Annotated in this window: 21 protein-coding genes; 10 read left to right on the forward strand and 11 right to left on the reverse strand. The window is 45.0% G+C overall.

The genetic code is table 11. From position 1 onward, the window contains the following. Nucleotides 1-662 precede the first annotated feature (662 nt). From SIB41_RS04420 to SIB41_RS04430, 3 genes are all read right to left on the reverse strand, one after another. Nucleotides 663-1,211: a DOMON-like domain-containing protein gene (locus SIB41_RS04420; protein ID WP_413360758.1), complete on the reverse strand. Its 549-nt coding sequence runs from the start codon at nucleotides 1,209-1,211 to the stop codon at nucleotides 663-665. A gap of 20 nt (nucleotides 1,212-1,231) precedes the next feature. Next, on the reverse strand, nucleotides 1,232-2,347 hold the full coding sequence (locus SIB41_RS04425; RefSeq protein ID WP_413361384.1) for a phosphotransferase enzyme family protein: 1,116 nt from the start codon (nucleotides 2,345-2,347) through the stop codon (nucleotides 1,232-1,234). A 916-nt stretch (nucleotides 2,348-3,263) separates the two neighbouring features. After that, nucleotides 3,264-3,488, reverse strand: coding sequence for a helix-turn-helix domain-containing protein (locus SIB41_RS04430; RefSeq protein WP_413360759.1), 225 nt, complete (start codon nucleotides 3,486-3,488; stop codon nucleotides 3,264-3,266). 198 nt (nucleotides 3,489-3,686) lie between these two features. Between SIB41_RS04430 and SIB41_RS04435 the strand changes: the two genes are divergently transcribed. Further along, the gene (locus tag SIB41_RS04435) at nucleotides 3,687-4,901 is read left to right on the forward strand and encodes a metallophosphoesterase family protein (RefSeq protein WP_413361386.1); all 1,215 of its coding nucleotides are present in this window, start codon (nucleotides 3,687-3,689) and stop codon (nucleotides 4,899-4,901) included. Nucleotides 4,902-4,908: 7 nt separating this feature from the next. Further along, nucleotides 4,909-7,665: an AAA family ATPase gene (locus SIB41_RS04440; protein ID WP_413360761.1), complete on the forward strand. Its 2,757-nt coding sequence runs from the start codon at nucleotides 4,909-4,911 to the stop codon at nucleotides 7,663-7,665. A gap of 123 nt (nucleotides 7,666-7,788) precedes the next feature. Here SIB41_RS04440 and SIB41_RS04445 read toward each other — a convergent pair whose 3' ends face one another. Next, nucleotides 7,789-9,300: a hypothetical protein gene (locus SIB41_RS04445; protein ID WP_413360764.1), complete on the reverse strand. Its 1,512-nt coding sequence runs from the start codon at nucleotides 9,298-9,300 to the stop codon at nucleotides 7,789-7,791. A gap of 324 nt (nucleotides 9,301-9,624) precedes the next feature. On the opposite strand from SIB41_RS04445, the gene stpA reads away from it, so the two are divergent. Continuing rightward, nucleotides 9,625-10,830 carry a glucosylglycerol 3-phosphatase gene (gene stpA / locus SIB41_RS04450; protein WP_413360766.1) on the forward strand — a complete coding sequence of 402 codons (1,206 nt, stop codon included), beginning with the start codon at nucleotides 9,625-9,627 and terminating at the stop codon, nucleotides 10,828-10,830. Nucleotides 10,831-11,414: 584 nt separating this feature from the next. Further along, complete coding sequence (gene arsS / locus SIB41_RS04455) at nucleotides 11,415-12,413, forward strand: arsenosugar biosynthesis radical SAM (seleno)protein ArsS (protein ID WP_413360768.1); 999 nt, start codon at nucleotides 11,415-11,417, stop codon at nucleotides 12,411-12,413. A 31-nt stretch (nucleotides 12,414-12,444) separates the two neighbouring features. Here the strand turns inward: arsS and SIB41_RS04460 are convergent, their stop codons facing one another. Further along, the gene (locus SIB41_RS04460; protein WP_169189815.1) at nucleotides 12,445-12,840 is read right to left on the reverse strand and encodes a cell division protein SepF; all 396 of its coding nucleotides are present in this window, start codon (nucleotides 12,838-12,840) and stop codon (nucleotides 12,445-12,447) included. A 35-nt stretch (nucleotides 12,841-12,875) separates the two neighbouring features. Here SIB41_RS04460 and SIB41_RS04465 point away from each other — a divergent pair, with 35 nt between their 5' ends. Both SIB41_RS04465 and SIB41_RS04470 read left to right on the forward strand, forming a co-directional pair. Further along, nucleotides 12,876-13,148 carry a DUF3721 domain-containing protein gene (locus SIB41_RS04465; RefSeq protein WP_041385005.1) on the forward strand — a complete coding sequence of 91 codons (273 nt, stop codon included), beginning with the start codon at nucleotides 12,876-12,878 and terminating at the stop codon, nucleotides 13,146-13,148. Further along, nucleotides 13,145-13,624: a hypothetical protein gene (locus tag SIB41_RS04470; protein ID WP_413360770.1), complete on the forward strand. Its 480-nt coding sequence runs from the start codon at nucleotides 13,145-13,147 to the stop codon at nucleotides 13,622-13,624. Before SIB41_RS04465 ends, SIB41_RS04470 begins: the two co-directional genes overlap by 4 nt. A 16-nt stretch (nucleotides 13,625-13,640) precedes the next feature. Here SIB41_RS04470 and SIB41_RS04475 read toward each other — a convergent pair whose 3' ends face one another. From SIB41_RS04475 to SIB41_RS04485, 3 genes are all read right to left on the reverse strand, one after another. Next, on the reverse strand, nucleotides 13,641-14,123 hold the full coding sequence (locus tag SIB41_RS04475) for a Fur family transcriptional regulator (RefSeq protein WP_370520960.1): 483 nt from the start codon (nucleotides 14,121-14,123) through the stop codon (nucleotides 13,641-13,643). 176 nt (nucleotides 14,124-14,299) lie between these two features. Continuing rightward, entirely contained in the window at nucleotides 14,300-14,758 is a 459-nt protein-coding gene (locus tag SIB41_RS04480) for a di-heme oxidoredictase family protein (protein ID WP_413360772.1), read from the reverse strand. Between the two features lie 279 nt (nucleotides 14,759-15,037). Next, the gene (locus SIB41_RS04485; protein WP_413360774.1) at nucleotides 15,038-15,433 is read right to left on the reverse strand and encodes a hypothetical protein; all 396 of its coding nucleotides are present in this window, start codon (nucleotides 15,431-15,433) and stop codon (nucleotides 15,038-15,040) included. Between the two features lie 835 nt (nucleotides 15,434-16,268). Here SIB41_RS04485 and mscL point away from each other — a divergent pair. The 3 genes from mscL (at nucleotide 16,269) to SIB41_RS04500 (ending at nucleotide 20,349) form a co-directional block, all read left to right on the forward strand. Next, a complete protein-coding gene (gene mscL, locus SIB41_RS04490; RefSeq protein ID WP_413360777.1) occupies nucleotides 16,269-16,661 on the forward strand; it encodes a large conductance mechanosensitive channel protein MscL in 393 nt (130 codons plus the stop codon). 78 nt (nucleotides 16,662-16,739) lie between these two features. Beyond that, nucleotides 16,740-17,390, forward strand: coding sequence for a hydrolase (locus SIB41_RS04495; protein ID WP_413360780.1), 651 nt, complete (start codon nucleotides 16,740-16,742; stop codon nucleotides 17,388-17,390). Nucleotides 17,391-18,378: 988 nt separating this feature from the next. Further along, nucleotides 18,379-20,349 carry a mechanosensitive ion channel family protein gene (locus SIB41_RS04500; RefSeq protein WP_413360782.1) on the forward strand — a complete coding sequence of 657 codons (1,971 nt, stop codon included), beginning with the start codon at nucleotides 18,379-18,381 and terminating at the stop codon, nucleotides 20,347-20,349. 132 nt (nucleotides 20,350-20,481) lie between these two features. Here the strand turns inward: SIB41_RS04500 and SIB41_RS04505 are convergent, their stop codons facing one another. After that, on the reverse strand, nucleotides 20,482-21,588 hold the full coding sequence (locus SIB41_RS04505) for a TIGR00341 family protein (RefSeq protein ID WP_413360785.1): 1,107 nt from the start codon (nucleotides 21,586-21,588) through the stop codon (nucleotides 20,482-20,484). 610 nt (nucleotides 21,589-22,198) lie between these two features. Here SIB41_RS04505 and SIB41_RS04510 point away from each other — a divergent pair. Further along, a complete protein-coding gene (locus SIB41_RS04510; RefSeq protein WP_063415273.1) occupies nucleotides 22,199-22,597 on the forward strand; it encodes a DUF2721 domain-containing protein in 399 nt (132 codons plus the stop codon). A gap of 12 nt (nucleotides 22,598-22,609) precedes the next feature. On the opposite strand, the gene SIB41_RS04515 is transcribed toward SIB41_RS04510, so the two are convergent. Both SIB41_RS04515 and SIB41_RS04520 read right to left on the reverse strand, forming a co-directional pair. Continuing rightward, nucleotides 22,610-23,707 carry a metallophosphoesterase family protein gene (locus SIB41_RS04515; protein WP_413360787.1) on the reverse strand — a complete coding sequence of 366 codons (1,098 nt, stop codon included), beginning with the start codon at nucleotides 23,705-23,707 and terminating at the stop codon, nucleotides 22,610-22,612. A 538-nt stretch (nucleotides 23,708-24,245) separates the two neighbouring features. Then, nucleotides 24,246-24,401, reverse strand: a complete 156-nt coding sequence (locus SIB41_RS04520; RefSeq protein WP_155724952.1) for a hypothetical protein — start codon at nucleotides 24,399-24,401, stop codon at nucleotides 24,246-24,248. Nucleotides 24,402-24,643: the final 242 nt, after the last annotated feature.

Here is a 24,643-nt window from a genome sequence, read left to right on the forward strand (position 1 = left end):
CACCATCCTTTGCGTTCAGACCAACCACAATTCCTTTTTTAGGCAAGAAAAAAGGCTGGGTAGGAGTTCTTTCCGCCTAGAAGCTAACGATTGTTTTTTGTCTAGTGCTCAGCTCTGCACCAAGCCGACAACCAAAGTCACTACAGCAACCAGCAGTCCACCCCATTTAATAATTGCCTCATCTTTGTCATGTCAGCAAGCGGTAAGGATGGCTGCAAGCTGAATGATAACGATGTTATTAAACATGGTGATCAGAGTCGTTGGTATTTCTTTTGTAGAGAAGCGAACCTTTTCTGTCTATCTCACGACCAGCTCTTCTGCAGTTTCTTGATCATCCGCCATATCAGTTCACGCGTATTGGGATGGATTCGTCCCATATCTATGGATGTGCAAGCGCTTAGATCAGCCATTCGTAGACATTGATGGACTAAGGAGGCTTCCCGCATTAAAAGCTGTTTTTTACTGATGTTGAGTGCTGTAATCATGATGGCTACAGTGATGATGATCAAGAAACCTAAGGCTGCCTGATTCTTTCGGAATCTATTAGACATGAAACTTCAGTGTTTCAATGAAGTTCTGCGAATGCTAAATCTGACTGATCTAGAGCATTGGCATGGTTTTGCTTTTAAGCTGCTGCATTGTCCCCAGGAGGAGTTCACGATTTAGGGTTGAATGAAACTTCGGCGGTCATGAAAGTCTGGACCTTGGCCTGTGTGGCGAATGGCCCAATAGCTATAACTTGCATCGGCATGTTTGATGACCGCAGCGAGAGAGAACTCTGGGCAGGAAATACCTGGAAACCAGGGCTGTAAATTGAGAAGCACATCACAGCGAAAATCTTTTGGTCCACCATGGATGCTGATGGTTGGGAGGAGTACGCCGAGCTCTGGTTTGAGTCCGTTGCGGTAGTTCTCAAGGGAGTAAAGATTCCAATTACCACTAGGGGCAACATTGAGTTCCCAGTATTTCTCTTGCCCAGGATGAGCGAGGAATGCTTCGAAGCACGTGTTTGACCAAAGCTCATCACATCGCTGTGGTGAAACTGCAGTGGCTGGCATTTGAATATCGTTGAGCCCAGCTTCTCCTCGACTTCGAAGTCCATAACTGAGCTCAAGAATCCCTTCTTCATGCCATACAAACTCAGCACTAACTAGTAAGTTTGGTTTCTGCCTTGGTTCATAGGGAACCAGAGTGCATACTTGGCGTGTCATGACAGCATGGCGAGCCATATTTAGCTTTGGCTCCTCAGGCGCTCTACCAAGCCAACAATAGAGGTCCACTGAGCTTCAATACTTTCCATGAGGCGGAACTGCACCTCCGCGCGATCAAGGTTTTGGTTTGGATGTTTCGTTTTGAAGTAGATGTTGCCATTGAGGTGATCAGTAAGGAAGCGCAAACCAAGTTCAAATGGGATCAATTTGATGCACTCGGGGATGTAGTGATAATCCCTTTCACTCAAGAAGCCTCTTGCTACAGATAGGTATCCATCAAGGATTGCTTCACATAGTGAGAGATCAAATTGAACCTGGCTGATATCGGTAGCTTCCTCTCCTGCTGGATTACAACAGGAACGAAGGCAATCACCAATGTCATAGTGAACCAGTCCAGGCTTGACGGTATCGAGGTCAATCAACCCCACCGCCTGGCTTGTGAGGTTGTCGATCATGACATTGTTGATCTTCGGATCACCATGAATGGGACGTTTCTTTAGTTCACCACGACAAAGTGCGGCTTCTAGTACATCGACGTCAGCGCGACGGGTCTCTATGAAATGCATCGCCGAGCTAAGGCGTGAGTCTCGCTCCAAAGTTGTAACGCTACCACTGCATCCTATGGTTTGGGCGATGTCGAACTGTTGTAAGTAAGCAGGAGTAACGTGAAAATTCTCAAGCGTGTCTGCTAATCCATCGTTGGGGAGATCACTGATGAGGTAATGAAACATGCCAAGTGCATATCCGATTTCTTTAGCGTGTTCATAGTCGCGGAGTACCTCAACAGTTGTAGCGGAGTTGATGTAGGTGATGGAACGCCAGAACTGTCCATCTTGTTCAATCCAATGTTCATCTAATCCACGGACTGGTAGAACTCTTGGGATCTCCCATCTCCTGCCGGTTAGCTCTGATGGATTTGAGGCTAATTTTCTTTCCACATGTTCAACAAGGTTGAGCATATTTTTCATCACGAGATCAGGTCGATCAAACACATGGGTGTTGAGACGTTGAAGAACAAAGCTCTGAGGTTCAGTACCACTCAAGGCCACTAAAAAAGTATCATTGACGTTGCCAGATCCCAGTACATCGATACTTGATATATTTCCTTGAGGACAAAACTGACCAGCAATACTCATTAGAGTATTGCTGGTCACGAGTGGGGATTTGGCCAAGACTGCTTACTTGTGTGTTTATTAGCAACGATGATGTCTTTTAAAGGCTTTTGCCAGAGAACAGTGTGCGGAAAAGCAGGCGGTGGATCTCCGAAGCTCTCGCCTTGACTTTAAGACTCGATGATTTGCTCCAGGCATCACGCTAGTTCTGCACGGATTGAATTCTTTAGGTTAGGGCATGGTTGCTTAGTGCATCATGCATCATGCTTGGAATGATTGTTATGTTTTGAGTTGGAGCAGCAAGCCTTGTTCAAGACCTAGAGATTGATGCTAATCGTAGTAAATTTATTATGTTAATAGGCTAAGTTTGCGGGTTGGTATTGATCACAGTGTCTGGCTTGCAGGCAATCGCTTGATAAGTAATCTATAGTTACTCGAGCTTTATTATTCCTGTCGATCAAGGCACGGAGAATCTATGACCGCCTATATTATTGGGTCTTGTTAGGTTGGTTGAGTAACCATATAGACCACCTTTTTGATCTGCATATTGTTGCAGCTCTTTCACAGCAACAGTTTCTCCAACTTAACATTCTAATCCTTGTCTATAGATATGACTCTTGTCTCGCGCGCAAGCTAAAACCTTTAATATGGCAGCTCCATTCATCAGGAGTGACCTCTATTGCGAATGTTTCGAAAGAGTTGTTATTCCTCGCTCAACTGATATGTCAAGGCAAGGCATCTCGCTACACTTCTGGAGACAACACAAGAAGCACTTTGCTTTGCTCTATGGAACTTATGTGACCGAGAACTGTGGTGATCTACAGGACTTGCTAGCGCGCCCTTGTCTCTGTAGATCATTTCTGGGCTTTAGAATCAATCCGCTTGAATTAAGCTCAACGCAGTGAGGATTTCAACAAAGATTCTTCAACACAAGATTTGATTAGGCAACCCATTGACGTCGTATACCCTCAGCAGCTGCGGCCGCACGATTCCGGACATTTAATTTGCGAAGGATTGAGTTCACATGCCCTCGAGCAGTTGTTTCTGCAATGAACATCTGGTGACCAATCTCGCGGTTGGTGAACCCGTCACACACCAGACGGAGGACAAAGCGTTCCCGAGGCGTTAATGATTTCACTTCGAACACTAAGGGTGGCAGAACCATGCTGCGCAGCTGAACTGCTTTAAATCTGACTATCTCTGCGGGGAATTATGACCAAGTCTGACTGGCTCCAGTCCAGAAGACCTTTGAGGTCAGTGCTTGACACACTTTTAGGGCCACTTTGCCAAGTTGATCTCCCCTGAGGGGGCTTCAGAAATAGCAGACTCACGGCAGCATGGGGACCCGGAGTGTGTTGCAGCTTTGCCCCGATTTCTCCACACCGCTGACTGGCAAATCGGCAAGCCCTTTAGGAATATCACAGATCCTCAGAAGCGCTTTCGCCTGCAACAGCAGCGGATCTTGTCTGTTTCACGGATCGCTGCTGTTGCCGAAGAGCACAACGTAGATGCCGTGCTGGTGGCAGGCGATCTGTTCGATTCCAGCACCGTCCCATCAGCTGTGGTGATGGAGGTCTTGGAGGTGATTGGTTCTATGAATCGTCCAGTCCTGGTGATCCCCGGCAATCATGACCATGGTGGAGCTGGAGGTGTTTGGCAGCGCCAGGATGTTCAAAGGCAGTTGAAGGAACGAGCACCTTTGATGCAGTTGCTTCTAAAACCGGAGCCGGTTTTGATTGATCATGCGCTTGTTTTGCCTTGCCCTCTGCTACGTCAGCGCGATAGCGAAGACCCCTCAGCTTGGATCAGTCAGCTGGATTGGCAGGATCTAGCTGAAGATTGTCCTCGAATTGTTCTTGCACATGGAGCTGTGCACGGATTCGAGAGCACTGATTACAACCAAGACAGTGCTGGTCAGTCGGAGCGGATCAACCGCATTGATCTTGACATGATCCAACATGGGCAGGTTGATTACATCGCTCTTGGCGACTGGCACAATCTCAAACAAGTAGGAGATCGTGCTTGGTATTGCGGAACCCCTGAACCGGACCGCTTTGATCAGGGAGACCAGGACCAGCGTGGGCAGGTTTTAGTGTTTGATATCGATCGAGGGACATGTCCCATCCCGAAGTCTGTATCAACGGCTGGGTTGCACTGGCACAATCTTCGGGTACAGCTCAGAACCACTAGCGATCTTGATCGACTGGAGCGGACTCTCCAGCAGCGCATTGGAAGTCGAGTAGGCCGTGATCTATTGAGTCTTGAAATTAATGGACAACTGAGCCTTCGTGAGTATCAACGATTTGATGCCTTAATCGAGGTGCTAAGGACGCAATTGCTGCATGTACGCATCAAAGGAACCTGCCATCGACGTCCAGGTCAGGAAGAACTTCGGGCCATGACTGATCGCAGTGAAGATCATTTGATTAGTTCTATTGCCTTACAACTACAGGGAGAACTTGAAAACCTTGAACTTACCAAATCTCTTACAACTGAACAGCAGAGCGAAGCCGAGCTGATCGAGTTAGCTCTTTGTGAACTCCATCGGCTTTGCAGTGAGTCATCCTTAAATAACTGATCGCCCTATGCGCTTATTGCACTGCCATCTTGAAAATATTCGCCGTCATCGGCTCTTGGATATCGACTTTTCGCCCGGATTGACGTTGATTTCTGGAGCCAATGAAAGCGGGAAAAGCTCACTTGTGGAGGCGATGCATCGAGGCTTATTTCTCAAGGCCACAGCTAGCGGATCGCTAGTAGAAGCGTTGCGCTCTAATCTTTTTCCAGGTCACCCCCTCATTGAACTTTCTTTTGAAGCAAAAGGTGCGATCTGGTCGTTGAGCAAACGCTTTAGTGGTCAGAGTGGCAGCGTAAGGCTTGATGGAACCGGGCAAGAAGTTCCACTCAGCGGTTCTGCGGCAGAAGAGCTTCTAGCAAAACTTCTCGGAGTTGATGAGATCGTTGGCAGTCGTCAGGCAGCGCGAGTCCTTCCGAGTCGATGGGCTCATCTCTGGGTGTTACAGGGACTCGCTGGCCAGAATCTTTTAGATCAAGGACCCCAGCATTACGACCTCAATGGGTTGATGCAGCAATTGGAGCAACGGGCAGAAGTGTCTTTGCAATCACCTCTTGATCAAAAGGTGAGTACGGAGCTGGAGGCTCTTGTGGAAGCCACTTTCACGAGTCGAGGGGTTCGTCGTAACTCACTTCTTTGGCAATGTCAGCAACAACGAGAGAGAGCGGAAGATGCTCTTAAAACTGCTGAACTGCAACGGGACAGCTTTGAATCCACCAGTGCAGAGTTGGATCAACTTGAACATGAGCTTGATTTGCTCACGTCAGACCGCAAACCTGCCCTCAAGAAGCGACGTTTCGAGTTGCAAACGCAACAGGAGCAGACCCGCCAGGACGAAGCTGCTCTGCTCCTTTATCGACAGCAGCTCGAACCTCTTCAACTGCGAAAGAAACAACTGCAAAGCGTCCTTCATGCCAATCATCAAATTCACAATGAATTTCTCCTCTGCCAGAAGAATCTTGAGGATGGCAGTGAGCAGCAGACTCTGCTTAAGCACAGCCTTAGTGAGACCAAAAAGCAGATTGAGACCACACAGCAAAAGCTCGATGATCTGGATCAACAACGGTCGGACTCGGAATTAAGGGGTCTGCACATGAGACGGTTAGAAGAACTCACACAGCTCAAGCTTCAACGCGAATCCCTCCAACGACAGCACAACGAGCAACAACGCTTGCGCAAACAATCCCAAACACTTCAAATTCAACTCGATGCACTGCCTGATCTTGGTGTGGCTAACTTGCAGCGTCTTCGTGATTGTTATGACCAAGTCAAAGGATGTGCTATTCGCATTGAAACGATGGCATCTGAATTCAATCTAGAACGTGCAGATCAGCCTGTACTTGTCGATGGTTTGCCCCTGAAGGAGGGTGAGAAGAAACGCCTTATATCAAGCTTCACCGTGAATGTTGGTGATGGAGTTTGCTTTCATATTATTCCTGGCCAAGGTACGGGAATTGAAGAACTAAAACGTGACTATGAGAGGCATCTTCTGAAGTACACGGAGACCCTGAAGGCTTGGCAAGTGAAATCTTTGGAGGAAGCCGAACAAAAGATTAATCACAGGAATCAGTTGAGTCAGCAATTGAATCTTGTCAACGAACAACTCAATGGATGTCAAGATGGACATGATGGAAATATAAGCCTATCTCTACAGAGAAAACAACTTGAAAATCGTCAGCAAGAACTTGAACAAGAGATGACCTTAGAATCAGAACTTTCAAAGCTAGATGATAGTTTATTCTCTAATGATGGAAGCTTGAATCAACTTCTTGATCTCGATGCCATCCGCGTTGAGCTTAAGCGATATCGTCAGAGCTACAGAACCATTAGTGAGTCAATTAAGGTGATCAAGTTGCGACTTCAGCAGCTGCATAGAGAAGAGTATGAGCAAGACAAGAACTTACAGAAGCTTACACTTTCGCTTGAGGTGTTAAGTGCAAAACAAATCGAACGAAAACAACAGATGAAATCTCTTTTGGCTGAACATGGTCCTGAACCAGAGATTGAGGAAAAACTACTGAAACTTAATCAATCACTGACTCATTTGGGACAGAAAGTTTCTGATTTAGAACAACAGCTCGGAAAACAAACTCTACAAGCCATCAAGTCAGCTCTTGCAGAGCTGGATGCTCAAGAAAAACGTTTGCAGGAATATTTACAGCTGCTTAGCGGACAACGAGGAGCTCTGCGTGAACGCTGTGAAGGGCTTGGAAGCCTTGAACCTTATGTTGCTCTTGAGGAAGCCCGCGTAAACTTCAATCAGGCCAAGCTGGAGGAGCGTGAACAATTGATGCTTGCTCATGCACAGCAAAGACTCTTAAAATCATTTCAACAAGCTCAAGCTGAACTATCAAATCGATATACGACTCCACTTAGTCAGGCAATTTGTTCTTACTTAGAGCCCCTGCTTGGTAACGAAAATGATCGTTGTCACCTTAATTTCGACCCTCATGATGGATTTCGAGAATTAGGCCTTAGACGTGACGGTCAAAACGTACAATTTCGAGATTTAAGTGGCGGCATGAAGGAACAGCTCAATGGGGCTCTTCGTCTTTCGATCGCAGATGCCCTCAAAGGAGGACATGGCGACTGTTTGCCAATTCTGTTTGATGATGCTTTTACCAATACTGATCCAGATCGCATCGAGACAGTGCTCAGGATGATGACCCAGGCGGTAAAGCGTGGCCTTCAGGTGATTGTGCTCAGTTGCGACCCAACCCCTTACGAAACAATTGCTGATAAGACTATTTACTTGCCAAGTCCTTAATTGACTCAGACTTATAATCTGATAACTAGATCAGCTAGCTTGCTCATGATTCAAATCAATCGATATTTGCTTTCAATTCAGCAGATGTTTTGAAATTACTGGTGATCTGCTGAGGAATCCTACTTATAGGCTTGTCTCGATTACATTCATCGCTCTGAGATAAGCTGGTGTCTTGTCTACTGCCTCCGAATCATTAAGCAATGAATCATCTCGGATTGCACGACGCCCATTGTCGGCAATCACTGCATTAACGATGAGATCCATGGCCTCTGAGTTGTCAAGATTTTGAAGAGCTTCGGCATATCTGCGGCTATGGGTTGGTCTGACAGATTCCTGGCAGTAATTAGTGAGTTCACGGCTTTCTGTCATCACAGAATAAGCAACTCCTTTGCTGGACTGATTTCCATAGATAGACATGTATAAAAGATTCACCATCGATGAATCATTCAGAGGAATAGAGTAATTACGAACAATCTGTGGCCAATAACGCAGAGACTTCAAGCCTTCTAACCCTCCCTTTTGTAGCCCATCAGATTCACACCATTCTTCAAGTTCTTCCATTTGATGAGGGCAGCGCTCTTCTTCCTTCATCTTTTTAGCGAGTACTTGCCCAGCTTGAAAGTTACGCGTTGGTTTGCCACAAACCGGAAGCATCATACTGCCCCTAACATCTGCAACCATGGCAGTAAGTTGTGCAAAGGTGTGATCTCGTACCTTTTCCATCTCCCCATCTCGAGCTAATGCGGCTTCAATGCGCTGCACTCCGTAACCAAGCTCAGTTAATGAAAATGGTTGTTGATTGTAGAGCCCATGACGATCATTTCTACACATCGATACTGTGGCAGCTTGATCAAGACACTGATCTAAAAGTAAGGTCAGCAGAGTTGGAAGTACGCCTGGATTATCATGGTGATATGTATAACCAAACCCAGCAAATATTGATGCCATATTTTTTGCTGCTTTGATATATTGCCCTTCAATATTGTGAACGCCTGACGATACCTGGATATTTGGTGACAATCGATCCAGCATTCGAGCTCCAAGCATCGCTGTCAGTGCATTTGGATGGCAGAAGTTGGCCGTGAAGCTATCAAACGGATTTCGCAATGCTCCATGGCGGTGAAATCCTGAGAAGAACGCTAAATTTGGTTGCTTTTCACATAGGACATATGATTCATTATTGATCTGGTTATGAGAGAAGGAACCGGCCAGACAAGCTAGAACAACCTGTTCTCGTTTCATCTCCTCACGAAGTCGACAAGCTTCCTCAAGGTCTAGCTCTACATGGTTGCTGTTCGCACTGAGAACGACGAGCTCACAGCGTTCAATTAGATCAGCCAGTGTGTTTGTGACACGAACTCCAGCTTTTACATGTGTGCCCATCTTGATAACAGATGCAACATGGGCCTCGTCCATTCCATCCAAAGAACCCTCTGGAAAGGCTCCCAGCAATTCTCGTTCTGGACGTGGGGCAAGCAATAAGCTGACACCAGCGCTTTGCATCGCACAGTTGTATGCCAGTGAGGCTGGATAAAGCCCCACGCTGTAGAACCCGACATTGCCATTCTCAAGTGCTTTAATTCTGCTTTGAATCAACTCCGGATTTAGGGACTTGGTGAAAAAACTGTTGTTCATCACTTCTCCTTGCTTCTATGCAGATTTGTTGTTGTCTTCTTTAACCCTACGGATGCAGCTGATCTCAGGAAAATGGGAATTTGCATATCACCATATTAAAACGTTTAATCTCTATGATAAATCGAGCAGCTTCTGTTCAGATCGGTCTGCTTTTGTGGCCTTTAGTTCAATCAGGATCTGCTTAACAAACAGCTGAACTTTCACCTCGCGCCAATACAGCTGCTCATTAGTCAGCAGGTGCTAGCCACAGTGTTTCCATGTCAGTGGCTTGGCCCATCGTGCTCAACGTGGGAAGGTGTGTAGACCCGGCCATAGCAACCAAACATGGGCCACATCGACCTCGATCAGCTTTTGGCTGAGATGGTCAGTACTGAAGACCTCTTGATCGTTCAGGATCTTGACGGCGTTTGTATCCCTCTTGTCAAGGATCCTCTGACGAGAGTTTTGGATCCTGCCTACGTATGGGCAGCCAAAAGGCTTGAGGGGTCTTTCTCTGTACTGACCAATGGAGAGCATGGCGGATATCGTGGAGTTAATTGTGTAGTCGAGAGGGCTTTGGGTGATCCCCAGCTGCCGGCTAAGCAGGGCCTCTACTTACCGGGATTAGCCGCAGGCGGAGTGCAACTGCAGAATTGTTATGGCGAGATCAGTCATCCCGGCATTAGTGATGCAGAAATTGCCTTTCTTGCTGCACTGCCTAGCCGAATGCAGACCTTGCTGGAACAGCGTCTCCCTGCATTGCTTCCCCAGATCACCTCTGATGAGATCCAAACCCTCGCAAAGATGTCAGTTCTAGATACAGAGCTATCGCCCACAATTCTCTTGAATGGCTTGTTTAGCCTGTCTCCTGACGATGTTGGTATTCATCAATCCCTGCAAATTATGCTGCAGGAATTGATGAATGAATTGATTAATAGTGCAATAAGTGCTGGTTTGCCAAATTCGTTTTTTCTGCATATTGCTCCCAACATGGGCTGTGATGGACAACGGGAGAGGCTCAAGCCTGCTGCCCCTGGCGATGTAGGCACCACTGATATCCAGTTCATGCTCAAAGGTGCTGTTAAGGAAGCCGGACTATTGGTTTTGATTAACAAGCATATCGCTCAACACAAAGGCACAGCTCCTCTCGGCAAAGACTTTGATGTGCGTTCAGCACCTAAGACTCATCAGGGATTGTTGGATCTCTGCCGCAAACATATTCCTGTTGATCAGATGCCACTGTTGATGGGTGTGGGTGATACGGTTACATCCAATCCATCTCCAGATGGAACTGGATGGTTACGTGGCGGAAGCGACCGCGGTTTTCTTACCTTGCTACAGGATTTAGGTGCAACTTATAACCGAACCAATCGAGTGGTTCTTGTCGATAGTAGTGGTGGTGAAGTATACCGACCCAGCTTGGCGGATGAACGTTTACAAGGGATCAGTGATCCTGAGGATCCCTTGCATTTTGATGTACTGGTTCCTAGCGGCCCCAGCACGTACGTGGCTTGGTTTAGGTCACTTGCTGAACGTCGTTCAGCTCGTTGAATGCTGTAATTAGCAATCTTTGGGAGGCTTAAGAGGAGACCATTCCTTCGTGCCTATTGGGCCTCAAGGGTGAGATTAGATATCAGCACTAGAGTTCCTTCACCTTGAATGATTGTTTTTAACCATGTCTTTTTTAGAAAGAGATTCTTTTTAAGGTTAATCATTTTTTAGCGTAAATATACATTACTGCCTGTTGGTGCTCCTTGGGAAGCACGGCATTGAGACCTGCTCTACTCCTCGAGTATTTTGCATCATCTTTGCAGTATGATTGATCGTCTTGCTATTTATCTCTCTCGATCGATAAAGCAAGAGTTGGAACGTAAATGTTGTACAGACTTGAACCCAAATGTAGCAAGCATAGGATGTCTTGTGTATGTTTTATTGTTATCTCTTTGCTCTTGTGCTAGTGGATGAGAACTTCAATAAAGAGCTTGCGTTGAACGTAAGTAAAGTATTGCACTTCTATTAAGTCGTCTCGCTAATGGTTCTGTTTGCAAAGAATCATCAGTTTGTTTCGACATCAGCAGTAATAACTAACTAAGTGGTTTGTTTGCCATTGGCCACGTCAGGATGATTGCACTCATATGATTTCTGTGTTGCCTTCTCACGACACATCAGCAACTGCGTTTCGATCTGAGGTTTTCCCGGAGCTTCATCGGGACAACCTACGTACTTTGCAGGTCAACCTTGGTTACCGATGCAACCAGAGCTGTGCCCACTGCCATGTGAATGCAGGGCCGACCCGTCTGGAAATGATGGATCCCCAAACCATGGCCTTGATACCAAAGGTGTTGGATCAATACCAGCTGGAATGTCTTGACCTCACCGGTGGCGCTCCCGAGCTTCACCCAGGATTTAAGGATTTGGTCATTCAGGCCAGCTGTTTGGGTGTGGAGGTTATCGACCGTTGCAACCTAACCATCCTCACTGAGCCAGGCCAGGAAAACTTGGCGGCTTTTCTCGCAAAACATCGTGTCACTGTGGTGGCTTCTCTGCCTTGTTACGAGGCGGAGAATGTAGACCAACAACGTGGCAAAGGAGTGTTTGAACGCAGCCTTATTGGATTACGTCAGTTGAATCAACTTGGTTATGGGAAAAACGATGAGCAACTAATTCTCAACTTGATTTTTAACCCCCAGGGTCCTCAGCTGCCTCCTCCTCAAGCTCAACTAGAAGAGGCCTATCGTAAAGAGCTGAAACAACGTTATGGCATTGAATTCACCAGATTATTCACGATAGCGAACATGCCGATTCAACGTTTCGCTACACAGTTGACCATGTCCGGCCAGCGAGAGATTTATCAGCAGCTTTTAGAAGGTGCTCATAATCCCGATAATCTAAAAACGGTCATGTGCCGAAGCTTGATCAGTGTGAATTGGCAGGGCCAGCTTTTTGACTGTGACTTTAACCAGCAACTGAGTCTTCACCTTAAGGGGCCTGTTCAACACCTCAGGGACTTGCTGGATGTCGAAATTCAATGGCCTGGTCAACCAATCACTGTTGGACCTCATTGTTTTGGTTGCACTGCAGGTAATGGATCCAGTTGTGGCGGCGCCCTTCAATCTGAGGGAGAGATCGGTTAATCATTCAAGGCCCTGTGATCAAAGCTGATCATTAGCGCTCGATAGATTTGCTGCTTGAATCTCTTATAAGGGAACCTTGCAACGTCTTGATCGCGACAAGTGAAGGTGCAAATAGGAACACTTTCTCGTCAATGCGCACATATTGTCCATCAAGCGCAGTCACAGCTCCAATCACAAAATCAATGGTGCGCCGGGCATGTTCCGGGTCCATCCGACAGATGTTGAGCAAAACGGTGCGTTGCTCGCGGACAGCCAAAACTGCTTCAAAGGCCTCTTCAAAAACCAATGGTTTGAACACGACGATCTCGTGCCACCAGTCAGCAAACGGTGCGTCCATAGCCTCGACGCTTGTGGAGTTTTGGTGCAGTCGATGGGCCTGATCTAGCTCTCGCTCGCCAAAAGCGAGCGAGAGGATTTTGTGGTGCATCCTTCAATCTGGATGCATCATGGATGGTGGAAATAATGGAGCTCATGGGCCGATCAGCCTCAACTACATTAAGTGGATCGCTACTGTTGATTGCTGCAACGACTGGATTGACAGTTTTAATGAGCGAAGTAGGGATCAACGCTGCTGAAACATCAGCGACTGAACCGAAGCAGGCGATGTTTAGAACTCAAGCTGAGGCAGAAGCTGCAGCTCCACAATTTGGTTGTAAGGGAGCCCATCAGATGGGTCAGATGTGGATGGTCTGTGACAAGCACGGCATTCAAATGGAGTCTCAACACAATCCATGAACACTGCTGATAAAACTGGCGATGACAAAGCATCAGCACACTGCGGGAGCAAACCGAAAAAGCTGGCTATTGGGATAGCTCCCTTAGGCACAATTTCGATCGGTATTGTGCCAATGGGAGTGGTTTGCATTGGTGTTGTTCCCATGGGTGTTGTTTCCATTGGCGTTGTGGCCATGGGGGTGATCAATGCTTCTGTCGTTGGGATGGGCTTGCTTTCTGTTGGTGTAAGCACCATGGGAGTGTGGACGGCAGGTCCATTAAGCATGGGCTTGGTGTCATTGGGTGGGTCGGAGATTGAAAATTCCCATCAGCATCACCTTCCCTTGAGCGGCAAGTCTTCGTCGCAGACGGACCCTCGCTTGATGGCCTACCCCACTCAATTGGAGGCCGAAGCGAAGGCACGTGAGTTGGGATGCAAAGGCGTTCACCAGATGGGAACCCATTGGATGCCGTGTGATCAGCATTCTCAGCATTGATGTTTGTCATCAGCCATCAATGGACATTGGTTGTAGAGGGTCTCTGACAAGACGGACATAGAGCCCTTACATTCAAGGTTGACTCGATCAGTTGGAACCCGATTCGCTCAGCAGCAGAGCGTCCAGCTTCCAGTACTGGCTTGCTCTCAAACTCCTCAGTACGACCACAACGCACGCATACCAAATGGTGATGATCAGGATGGTCGTGACTTGCTAATTCAAAGCGATGTCCGCCATCGCTTATTTCCAACTCGTGTAGAAAGCCCATGTCGACAAGCAAGCGCAGCGTGCGGTAGATCGTTGCTAGAGACACCTTCGAGTTTGCTTCTAGAAGTTGCCGATGCACTTCTTCAGCACTGAGGTGAATGCCAGAACCAATACTTTCAAAGAGATCAAGAACGCGGCGTCTTTGAGGCGTTAAACGTCGACCACCCTGATGCAAGCCAACCTCAAGTTGTCCATGGATACGGGCCAGGGACGAAGAAGTCGGCAAGGCCACCTCTGCAATGCATTTCTCAACAGTAACCGCTAATGAGAGTGATTGGCGCAATTGTTGGTTTGAGATTCCTGCAAGCAAGGCAGCCTCTTAAGGTCGATCGCGTTGTTTCTTTAAAGTTGTTTGAGCCAAGTCAATAGTTGATCCTTCTGCCTTTGTGGCAAGGCCTGATAGCGCTACTAGGCAGTTGTAGCCTCGCCTGCATGCACGATGATCGCTTCTTCGAGGCTAGGCCCCATCCCGCGAAGTAAAAGGTCGGTGTAAGGCCAGATTGTTTGGCCCTTGATGACTTTTGCCACTGCCTGTTGATTGTTCCCTGTCCGCTGGCTGGGCACGTGACAGCTAGCACCTTGAAGTTGATCAAAGAGTGCTGATCCCATGTGGCCTAAAAGGTTGTGAGATGCTTTGTCTGTGGCATGTGCTGCGAGAGTCTGTGTGTAGTAGCTCAGCCCATCGAGATTTTCCCAACTGATGTCAGCATGGCTGCCATCAGTAGCCATGGTGCTACGCGGCTCAGTTGCCGTTGTAAGTCCCATGTCGTCGAGGTAGGCGTTAGCGCTCTGTTGGTTCACAGTGGTTGCAATCGCCTTCCAGCCAAATTGCACAATTCGCCATTCCCTATGGTTGCCGATCGTCAAAACGGCTCTACCAGGGATTCCGTTTATGGAAAAATTAGCTCAGTAGCAAGACTACTCTTATATTTAAACGTTATTGAGTACAAATTGGTAAAATGTAATTGATTTTTCTGTCTATTTAGATTAATTGTTTGATCATAAGTTTAGATGAAACTGTTAATGCTCTTTAGCTAACGATACTTGAGACTGATTATAATCCTGCAAACTTACTCATTGGGCATAGCTTTTCTACATTAGGTTGGCCTAGCCTTAACTAAGTGAATTGAAGCCACCATTAGAGTTTTAAATCTTGATCTGATGGCTAGGAGAATTTTTAATTCTCTTGCAAGTACGGGTTGTCATCGGCTGAACTCCGGCGACAAGGCTTACTGAAAATGTTTTGATCTCAAGGTTTACTTTGTTGATCTCATATTTGAAGTAATGACTGTTGCTTGTTTGAAGTTTAGCAACAACAATAACTGGTGAGGTTGATTCAACGATAAGTCTCTCGATGACATTTCTATCTTCTTCAGATGGTGCAAATGGATAACTTATCTCTACTAATAATTTCTCGGGGTCGACAATGTATATTTCCTTATATGCTTTGCCTTCATAGATGTAAGAGCACATGAGCTTGAGTGGAGTTGCCCTTACAGGCGCTATATGCATCAGGGCAACGAAACCAAAGGTGCCAATCACTAAAATAGACGTTTCAATCCAACTCGTGGAATTCAGGTTTGTACAGCTCTTCAAATGGATGCAAGGCAATTTTGATTAGGTCTAATCATCAGCTCTCTAAGCACGTTTTGATGTTGATGACTGGCAGACTGATATTCCTTAAGACTAGCACCAGAGAAAAAAACAACGTATTAACATAAAATGTATCGGATAAGAATATCATTTTGACCGCACATCTGCTCTGTCATGTCACGGACAGATTTGCTTACTGATCTATTAGTAATTTAAATATTTTGGCCAGATATTGGCGTACTTGATCTGTACTTTTCAAAACATATCGTATGGTAATCTCATTTTAATCTTTTCTGATTCCAGTATTTATAATACTATTTTTACCTTTCCCCTTGGCATTGTCTGAAACTGATCCATCGCTTGCTTGATGTTTCTAAGGTTTGCCTGCAAATGCACCCCCCCCACCAACAAGTTGTTCTATTTAATATCATAGAAATACATATAATTCTATGATGTTAAATCACTCACCCCATCTCAATAGATTGATTGACTACTCTGCTTGGTACATCCGGCACACCTATGTGGGCCTTCGACTACTCAGTAGTTCATGGATATACGCAATACTATTCAAGGAACGCATAAACGATCCCTTGGTCAGTGGAGGCCAGGGGATTTTTATTCTTTTGACTAATTAATCAGTTAAATGTATTCATTAGTTATTTGATAAGATTTCTTCTGACCAAGCCCTGAAGATTTAGAAGGGCTAAATCGTTTAAATATTTTAGGATTGTGGCGTCATCTCACTGAGAGGGCCATTATGGTGTCTTCTTAGTCATTGCTTCATATGGCATACCGTCGCAAAATAACCAACGTTCTTCATGACTTCACTGAATTTATCAATCGCGGCAATGTCGTTGATCTAGCGGTCGCTGTTGTCGTAGGTGGTGCCTTCTCCAAGGTTGTGGATGCACTTGTCAAGTTGGTCACTATCGCTGCGATGGACCCTGTACTTCATAAACTTAAGGTAGAGACACTAAGTGACTTGCCCGGCGGATCCTTGTTGGTTGCAATAATCAATTTCTTGGTCATTGCCTTCGTGGTATTTATTGTGGTGAGGGCCATCGAGCGCTTCAAACGCAAACAAGAGGCTAAAGCTGCAGCAGGTCCAAATACCCAACAGCAATTAGCCGAAGCGGTTGAACGTTTAGCAATTGCACTGGAGAGCCGTGAGCTTTGAGCTCATCAAACTCTTATACAAATAGTTTAGGTTTCTTAATGCACTGAACCGCTTCTGCTTGATTGGCTGCCATTTTTGGTGTATCACCTGAACATCCCTATCAACATAGATTCTTCCGAAAACTTATTTTCGGATTTATCGACTTCGTTTACTGATTCTCTTTTGCATAGCCCAATGTTGATGCAATCTAAAGACACAGCCCTTTTGATTATTGATGTACAAGAGAGATTGATACAGGCTGTGGATGATCAGAAACAGATCGTTTGGAATATAAGGCGTCTGATTGATGCTGCGAATGTTCTGAGTATAGAGATGGCAGCAACGGAACAATATCCTCAACGTCTTGGTCATACAATAGAACTAATTGCGAAAAGGATAGTACATAAGCCTTACCCAAAAATGTCATTTAGTTCTGTTAGATGTGCAGAAATCCTTCAACAATTTAGGAAGTCTGGTATTAGTAAGATTCTTCTCTGCGGAATTGAAGCTCATGTTTGCGTCCTTCAAACAGCAATAGATCTCATCTCAAATGATTATCAGGTTTTTGTAGCTGTCGACGCAATTGGTAGTCGTAGGAGAATTGACTATGAGTTTGCATTAAGACGTATGGAGTCTGTTGGTGTGACTTTAACAACTACAGAATCAGTGATGTTTGAGTGGTGTCATCGAGCTGATAGAGTCGAATTTAAAACTATTAGTAAGTTAGTAAAGGAGTGCCTATCAGAATGATAACCTCTAGCATTACTTTACATTTCCAAAGTTCAATGATCACGAGAATTTGCTATTAACGCCTTTCTTGAGTTCAGACTATTTAACTGTGTGGCTATCGAGTTATAGCCTTACCTTTAACTAAAGAGGAGAGTTCTATTCTGTTTGATTGTACTGATTAATCTTCGAGCATTTTGGGGATGAATCCAATACACCCTCATGCTCATTGATTTATGTCTGCCAGTAAGTTTTGTCCAGATTCTTGTTTAAACGCCAATTATTTTTAGAAGCTTAATCCGTTGGAATTTATTAATTTTTTTGGCACATTGAACCCTGTCTCTCAAGGCAGTACATCCACCTATGGCAATGCTGGTGTATTGCGTGAAGATAGGCAGGTGTTTACATCCTATTATGGCTCTTCAAGCTGTTCTTGTTCATTCCACTGCCCAAGGTGGCACTATCCATAAATTTACTGCCAAGCAAGGAGAGCGTTTTCTAGGTTGTTATCTGGGAACTTGTAAATTCAGCAACAATATAGCTGAAGCAACAGCAGATTTGTCAAGCTTAGAGCCTTCAGTAAAAAAGTCAGAATCCTAACTCGATAAATCTTTTGCTGCTTTTATCTAACTAATTCCGATAGAACTAGACCAATACGAAACCTTCTAGACGTAATCATCCTGACTTGCAATAGTTATACTAGGCTTCAAAATAATGTTATCCTTATTGATTTTTATTGGGGAATATATTTCTACATAAGATATGTGAATTTAGTGATTCATCTTGTGAAAAGATCCATCTTGTAGGTAATAGTATGATGAGGTCCCTATTCTTCTATTGCCTTTAAGTTTTACTTTATTATTGGAATCGTAGGCGAATTGCATAGGCCAGGAAAATTTTAATTCCTGTTTAACAGATAATGCTTATGGATCAAACTTTTCTTGTTTTTGCTGGCTATCGATCAGCAGCTCATTTACTCTCGCTACAATCCTTAGATGGATAAGAATTGGTAATGCAACTACCTTCCAAAAAAAAATTAGCTTTGCGTTGGTTGGTATGTCTTTTTTGTGGCTTACTGATCAGTCTGCTTTCTTTTCCTGCTTTTGCACAGATCTCGTTCGGGTCAACTGCAGCTCCTATCAGTAACCCGATGAACCGACCTGTCTGGAACCTTAATAGACCTTGGCGTTGTGGACGTCTTTACTGCAGCAGAGTTGTTTTTCCTGTTCGAATTCTTAGCCAGAACAATCGTCTCACTCTCGCTGCGCAGGCTTCAAATAATATCAGTCCACAGGAGGCAGCTCAGAACATTGAACAGCGAGCTCAATCTGTACAGTTAACTGTTAAATCTGTCAAAAATCGCCTTGTTAGTTTTTGGCGTGAGACCCAGTTGTCTGGTAAGACTTCTACTTACAGTCTACAACGAATCTATGATCCACGCTTCTGGTGGTTCTTACATCAGAAACCTATACATCCTCTTACTCCTGCAGTGGAAATCGGCAGCCAAAATAAAGCAACAGTTATCTATTTGCCAGACAATCCAAAGTATCGTCTTTTGAAACAGACAGTAATTACTGTAACGGCTCTAGATGCTCAGCATGCAGGCATTGAGATCCCTCAGTTGGCGCAAGAGTGGCAGCAGAGAATAATGATTAATTTTAGTGATCGCCTGTGGGGCCTGGAATTTTCCTCCTCCTTTCCTGGATTACGTGTTTTACTTTCTGTGAGCTTGTTGTTGACAGGCCTTTTAGGCTTGTTTGCTCTCAAGACTATACGAGCTTCATTGCTCTCCATAAATCGTCGTTTATTGCATAAACAGGAATCACTTGCAGAATCTTTTAAAGACGATGTCATGGCTGCGTATTCGGGCAACCTTTTGCCGCTTTCCAGTAATGACGTACATGTTAATGATATCGATTCACTCGAGAATTCAAAGGATTCATCTGGCGTCGATCCTGTCAATGAGTCTACAACTCAAGACCCTAATCCAAGCATCAATAATCTTCCTCGATCTGCTTCTTATACTCACGCTTTATTGAACCAGACCCAAAACTTCCTAGAACTCGTCCTATTAGCAAGTAATTTTCTGCGAATCGCATTTTTAGTCTTAGTCTTTCTTTCTGCTACAGCTGTTTATCCTTCAATGCGTATATACTCATTTATTGCCCTACAGCAGTCGATTGCGATTCCTTTGATTTGGGTAGGTGTCTTTATTTTACGGTTTTTGGTTGTCATCATGATTGATTTCAATATTAATAATTGGATAAGGCGGGTTACTAGCATGGAGGCTAGTTCGAAGCGCTATACCCTTAGGGCAAGTACATACTCTAAGGTTCTTAAAGGTGGAGCAACCGTAATCACTATCTTTCTAGGTCTCGTTTTTACTTTAACAACAATAGGAGTCGACCGGTCTATTTTTACCAGTGCTGGAGTAATCGCTGTGGGTGTGGGTTTTCTTTCTCGAAATGTGCTTGAGGATATTCTTAACGGATTTCTTATCTTGGCTGGCGATCGTTTTGCAATTGGTGATGTCGTTACGATCGGCACCTTTGGTGGCTTTGTTGAAAATATGAATTTATTCAATACTCAACTTCGTGGTTCTGATGGTCAACTAACAACTCTTCCTAATAGCCAGATTCGAATCGTAGAGAACCTTACTAAGGATTGGTCTCGAGTTAATTTTGATATTGAGGTATCAGCTAGCGAGAATCTTCGCCATGTGCTCGAAGTGGTTCGGCTAGTAGCCAATACCATGAGAGATGATAAGCAATGGAGTGATTATTTACTTGATGCTCCCGAGATCCTTGGGATTGATCAAGTGCAATCATCAGGTTGTTTAATACGTGTTTGGATAAGAACTCAACCCTTGGCTCAGTGGAGTGTAGGCCGTGAGTTTAGGTTGCAGATTAAAGAAGCTTTTGACCGGGAAGGAATTACACTTGGCGCTCCTATTCAAAATGTGTTTTTTTCTCGACAAAAATGATTGACTGTAACCAGATTATATGAATTCTACATCAAACCAATCTTCTGCCAAATTTATCTTTTGCATATGTGATAGTTGGAGTCTTCTTAAATATTAAATTGTTAACTTATAACTTCCTAGGCTGAGATGACTTTACTTAAGAGTCTCTCTGTACTGATGAACTCGTGAAGGAACGATTCTTGTGTCTACATCGAGTTGTCGAATCCCAAACTCTTTTATTGAATCAAACAGTATTTTATTAATAGAGGCTACTTTTCCGTCTGTCAGTGTGCCTTCAGGGACATTGAGTACCAGATCTAGAACAGCACGATCTTCTTTTAAATTCACATACATATAACGGATCTGCATCTTCTGCTTAATTCCTGGCATTTTTATATTTGTTGCTGCCTGCTCTTGTTGAATTGCCCCGATGGTTGAGAGTTCCATCTCAATCTTCTTTGTAATGAAGAACTTTCTTAAGGAAGAATTTAGAGGGATGCAAATAAGAATGATCAGTGCTAACCATGCTAATAATGGAAGCCATGACCGCTTGATCGATCCATAGGACTGACTTAAAAAGGTTAGTGAAGCGGCAAAGGTGATGCCTATAAGGTTGGCCAGAAAAAGTATGAAAGACCCTGTGGCAACCTCATGGTTGAGCCCCCTTATTACCCCTCTAGCAAATCTGGCACTGATCTCTGGATCAAGCGTCAACCCAATGCCACTAACGCAAAGTGGAGGTACAAGCGCAACGGCGATTGCGACCCCAGCTATAGAACTCGCAATACGCTTTCGCGTTAGAGAAAATGCACCAGCTATTCCGGCCGCAATAGCCACTAGCAAGTCGATCAGATTTGGTGATGTACGAGCCAGTATCTCTGAGCCTAAGACTCTTATCGGCATGAGCGCTGCTATTAAAGCTGCTGTGATAACAACGACTCCAGTACCTATGATCAATGTCACTAATGATCGTCGGATCAACAGGCTGCTTGCAATTGATATTCCATACGCCATGCTCAATATTGGATTCATTAATGGAGCCACGATCATGGCTCCAATTACAACGGCAGTGTTGTTGGCAATAAGTCCAAAGGTTGCGATTATTGTTGACGTGATAAGTAATACAAAAAATCCAAAGGAAGGCAATGAGTTGGCAATGCGTTCCTCATCAAGTACTTCAATTGGAACAGGTTGTTCCAGAAAAACAGACCATTGCCCTGTTAGTAAATCGAAGGCGCGATGCAAGGGATTCTTTCTCATTTCGTGATTAACTCGAACCTCGATGTTCAGACTATGTTATCCTTGTTCTAATTTCATCTTCCAGAAACTTTTCAAAATATTTTCCCCTGTTACTTATTTTTGTTTTATTAGCCTATCCATCCCCATTCTTCTTTTTCGGTTTAAGATGTTATTATTTTAAGTGAGACTTTCTTTGTGTCTTTCTTTCTTTTGCTGACGAATGATAATAACTTCGATCCCTATCATTGCTTTGGCTTAGAAGCCAGATTATTTAATATTTATATAGATCGACTAAATTAAATTTTACCCATCTCTCTGCATTGGAGCCAATCTACCCTTTCCGCCTGTTCGTACTGGTATCAATATCTCCATTTGCATAGTCTCTTTGTCAATATCTGCGAATTTCTCAGCTCCAATCTGTAGGTAGCTATTCACCAGTCTTTGCAGTAGGTGAGTTTCCTTTCATACTTTTAGCTGGCGTTTATCAGGCCAAGCATCTCTTTTCGATTGGGTCTTGGTAGCTTGTCTTAACTGCTCGATACGTTTGCTCATGATTTATGTCTTGGGGCTTGTTGATCTGGTTGCCCAAGTCGGTCATCAACCCGCTGAAAACCTGTCAAGGGCCATCCAGATGTCTGTAGCGCCAGTTTTCTTGCTCGCAGGTATTGGAGGTTTGCTGGTAGTTCTCAATAGCCGATTGGTTCGCATTATTGATCGTTCTCGTGAGCTTCAAGCTTTGACCCAGAGCCGGGATACACCTGTCTCATCAGAGCGTGAGAGCAAAACAGAGTTACAAGCATTGAAGAGGCGCATGGCGTTGGTGATGAAAGCGATTGAACTTCTCACCATCACGATTCTATTGGTTGCACTGGTTGTAGCTGTTGTCTTTATCAGTGTGGTCACTCAACTTGATCTTGCCTTACTTGTGGTGCCTTTGTTCGTTATGGCGATGGTATGCCTAATGGCAGCGGCCCTTCTCTTTCAACGCGAAGTGCAGTTGGCCACGACTCAGGTTAGACGATGGTTTTAAGCCCTTTTCTAATTAAGTTTTAACCGAAAGCCTTTTTTTGTTGGCAGTTGATTTGTTGTTGAGATTGATTCTGGTTGAGCGCAGGTCAAGCCTTGGGCCAACGCTTGGTTGTAATGAACTGGGCAGTAGTTGTTCTGGTAAGACTTGCAGGCCATCGAGCTCAATAGTGGTCTCTACAAGTTCGCCCTGTTGACTGAAAAGGTCGAGCAAGGTGATGGTCTGTTGTGGGGGGGTTCTGTCGTTGAGTCTTTGACGGGGTCCACTACCCATACAACCGAGACTAAGCAGATTGGCGGAACCCACATGGCTCGGATACCAGGCGTGATGGTGGCCACTAATGTATAGATGTACATTTTTGCTCTGAAGCAGTTTCTGCAGACGTTCCGGTTCGTGTAGCACTTCGCCTGCACGATCGCGTCCCTTTGAAATCGCATAAGGCGGCAGATGGCCCATCATCATTCGCAACTTTGCCTGGCGAGCTTCTGATCCATCTAGCTGGCTCTCGGCCCAGACCCAGTCATCCGCTGAGATATTGGCCGAAGAGGCATCAACAACTAGCAAGAAGATTTCTCCATGACGAATGCTGTATCGGAAAGGGAATTGATGGGCATCAACAAATGTGAGTCCAAGTGATCCTTGGCGAGCACGCCAGAATTTTTGAGCATGCAGACGATCGAGCTCAAACACATATCGCGAATGTGTGCGGCTGTTTGATGCATCATGGTTGCCCATGGTTGGAGCGAAAGACTCTTCTACAGTTCTTAGTGGCTGCAGTATTTGCTCATCAAAGGCAGACCACATTGCATCGAGCTGGTTTGAAGTGAGCCCGAGCTTCTGTCCTGCAACCATATCGCCTGCGCAAAGGACAAGATCGGGTTGCAGTTTGATTAAAAGCTCTAGGCCACGATGAACTTGAGACACGTATCTGGTTGATCCGTAACTTGAGTTGAGGTCGCTGATCAGTGCGATTCGCTGATCTCCCCTTGGCAGCTCAGACCAGAGAGACTTTGACGGAGAACTGACCAGGTTTGCGGCAAGGGCCCTATGAAGAAACAAGCTGGCCATTCCTGCTCCGCTAAGGCTTAGGAAGTCTCGGCGGTTAAGGGACATAGCGTTGAGGATCAGGCCGTTGTTTGGTCATTCTGGCTTGATAGCGCAAACTTGTATTTGCCGTTCAACCTTCGCTTTTCGCTCTATTTAACCTTTTTGCTCCACATTGCCCGGCTGTCGAGCACGATCGGCCAGTTAGTGGAGAGGTGCAAGCGATTTCTCTACAAATAAATATAATATTACAACGATTTCTTTGCTCGACTTAGAGGTGAATTTGTTGTTATTGAAGCTCTTATCGGTGCCTAATTTCCACTCCTGCTCCAATCATATGAATGGATTACTCGTATTTGCATAGTCACTTGATTCGTTAGTTATCGTACTGTTGGAGCCTGTTTTTTTTGGAGGCTTTCTAGTCAATCGAGTCTTTTTAAAAACTGTTGAGTGAAGGATAAAGACTATTGCCAGGACTGTGGAGTGGCTGGCAACTTATGATTTTTGTTAGACTTGTGCAGATTATAATTCTCTGCAGATCCATTTTAGGGTGATCAACTTTTAATCTTTTGTCTTTCTTTTCTAAATTTCGATGATGTCTTTGTCGCTAGCTAGGGTTTGGAGTATGGGTCGTTGTTGCTAAACCAAGTCTTGTAAGTCGTAGCTCCAGTTCCTGTATGCTGATCTTTTCACGGATTGATTGGATACGTGGTGTGGCCAAAGGCTGTACTGCACCAGTCGTACCAGCAAAAGATTGGCGCATAGAAAGGATTTTTGGGAAGCTATGGCTTCTAAGCCTATACTTATTTGCGCAAATGCATCTTAAGCAAATATTAATATCGTAGCCTTGTCTGGGATAGGGCTGTCTCTCCTCAAGCCTTTTGTCAATGGCAGACAATGGTCTGGCAGTGAAGTCTGAACAGCTTCTTGTTGTTTTCTTTGCATAGGGTTGTTGATCACATGGCGATTCAACGCTTTTAATCGCGTAAGGGATAAGGGCTTTTG

Origin of the sequence: Prochlorococcus sp. MIT 1201, assembly GCF_047303415.1 — a bacterium.
In the GTDB taxonomy this organism is placed as follows: domain Bacteria; phylum Cyanobacteriota; class Cyanobacteriia; order PCC-6307; family Cyanobiaceae; genus Prochlorococcus; species Prochlorococcus marinus_D.

Bases quoted from the DNA above. Each gene is read 5' to 3' on its own strand.
- SIB41_RS04420 (WP_413360758.1), bottom strand. From the start codon at position 1,211: ATGACACGCCAAGTATGCACTCTGGTTCCCTATGAACCAAGGCAGAAA.
- SIB41_RS04425 (WP_413361384.1), bottom strand. From the start codon at position 2,347: ATGAGTATTGCTGGTCAGTTTTGTCCTCAAGGAAATATATCAAGTATC.
- SIB41_RS04430 (WP_413360759.1), bottom strand. From the start codon at position 3,488: ATGGTTCTGCCACCCTTAGTGTTCGAAGTGAAATCATTAACGCCTCGG.
- SIB41_RS04440 (WP_413360761.1), top strand. From the start codon at position 4,909: ATGCGCTTATTGCACTGCCATCTTGAAAATATTCGCCGTCATCGGCTC.
- SIB41_RS04445 (WP_413360764.1), bottom strand. From the start codon at position 9,300: ATGAACAACAGTTTTTTCACCAAGTCCCTAAATCCGGAGTTGATTCAA.
- stpA (WP_413360766.1), top strand. From the start codon at position 9,625: ATGGGCCACATCGACCTCGATCAGCTTTTGGCTGAGATGGTCAGTACT.
- arsS (WP_413360768.1), top strand. From the start codon at position 11,415: ATGATTTCTGTGTTGCCTTCTCACGACACATCAGCAACTGCGTTTCGA.
- SIB41_RS04460 (WP_169189815.1), bottom strand. From the start codon at position 12,840: ATGCACCACAAAATCCTCTCGCTCGCTTTTGGCGAGCGAGAGCTAGAT.
- SIB41_RS04465 (WP_041385005.1), top strand. From the start codon at position 12,876: ATGGAGCTCATGGGCCGATCAGCCTCAACTACATTAAGTGGATCGCTA.
- SIB41_RS04470 (WP_413360770.1), top strand. From the start codon at position 13,145: ATGAACACTGCTGATAAAACTGGCGATGACAAAGCATCAGCACACTGC.
- mscL (WP_413360777.1), top strand. From the start codon at position 16,269: ATGGCATACCGTCGCAAAATAACCAACGTTCTTCATGACTTCACTGAA.
- SIB41_RS04500 (WP_413360782.1), top strand. From the start codon at position 18,379: ATGCAACTACCTTCCAAAAAAAAATTAGCTTTGCGTTGGTTGGTATGT.
- SIB41_RS04505 (WP_413360785.1), bottom strand. From the start codon at position 21,588: ATGAGAAAGAATCCCTTGCATCGCGCCTTCGATTTACTAACAGGGCAA.
- SIB41_RS04510 (WP_063415273.1), top strand. From the start codon at position 22,199: ATGTCTGTAGCGCCAGTTTTCTTGCTCGCAGGTATTGGAGGTTTGCTG.
- SIB41_RS04515 (WP_413360787.1), bottom strand. From the start codon at position 23,707: ATGTCCCTTAACCGCCGAGACTTCCTAAGCCTTAGCGGAGCAGGAATG.
- SIB41_RS04520 (WP_155724952.1), bottom strand. From the start codon at position 24,401: ATGCGCCAATCTTTTGCTGGTACGACTGGTGCAGTACAGCCTTTGGCC.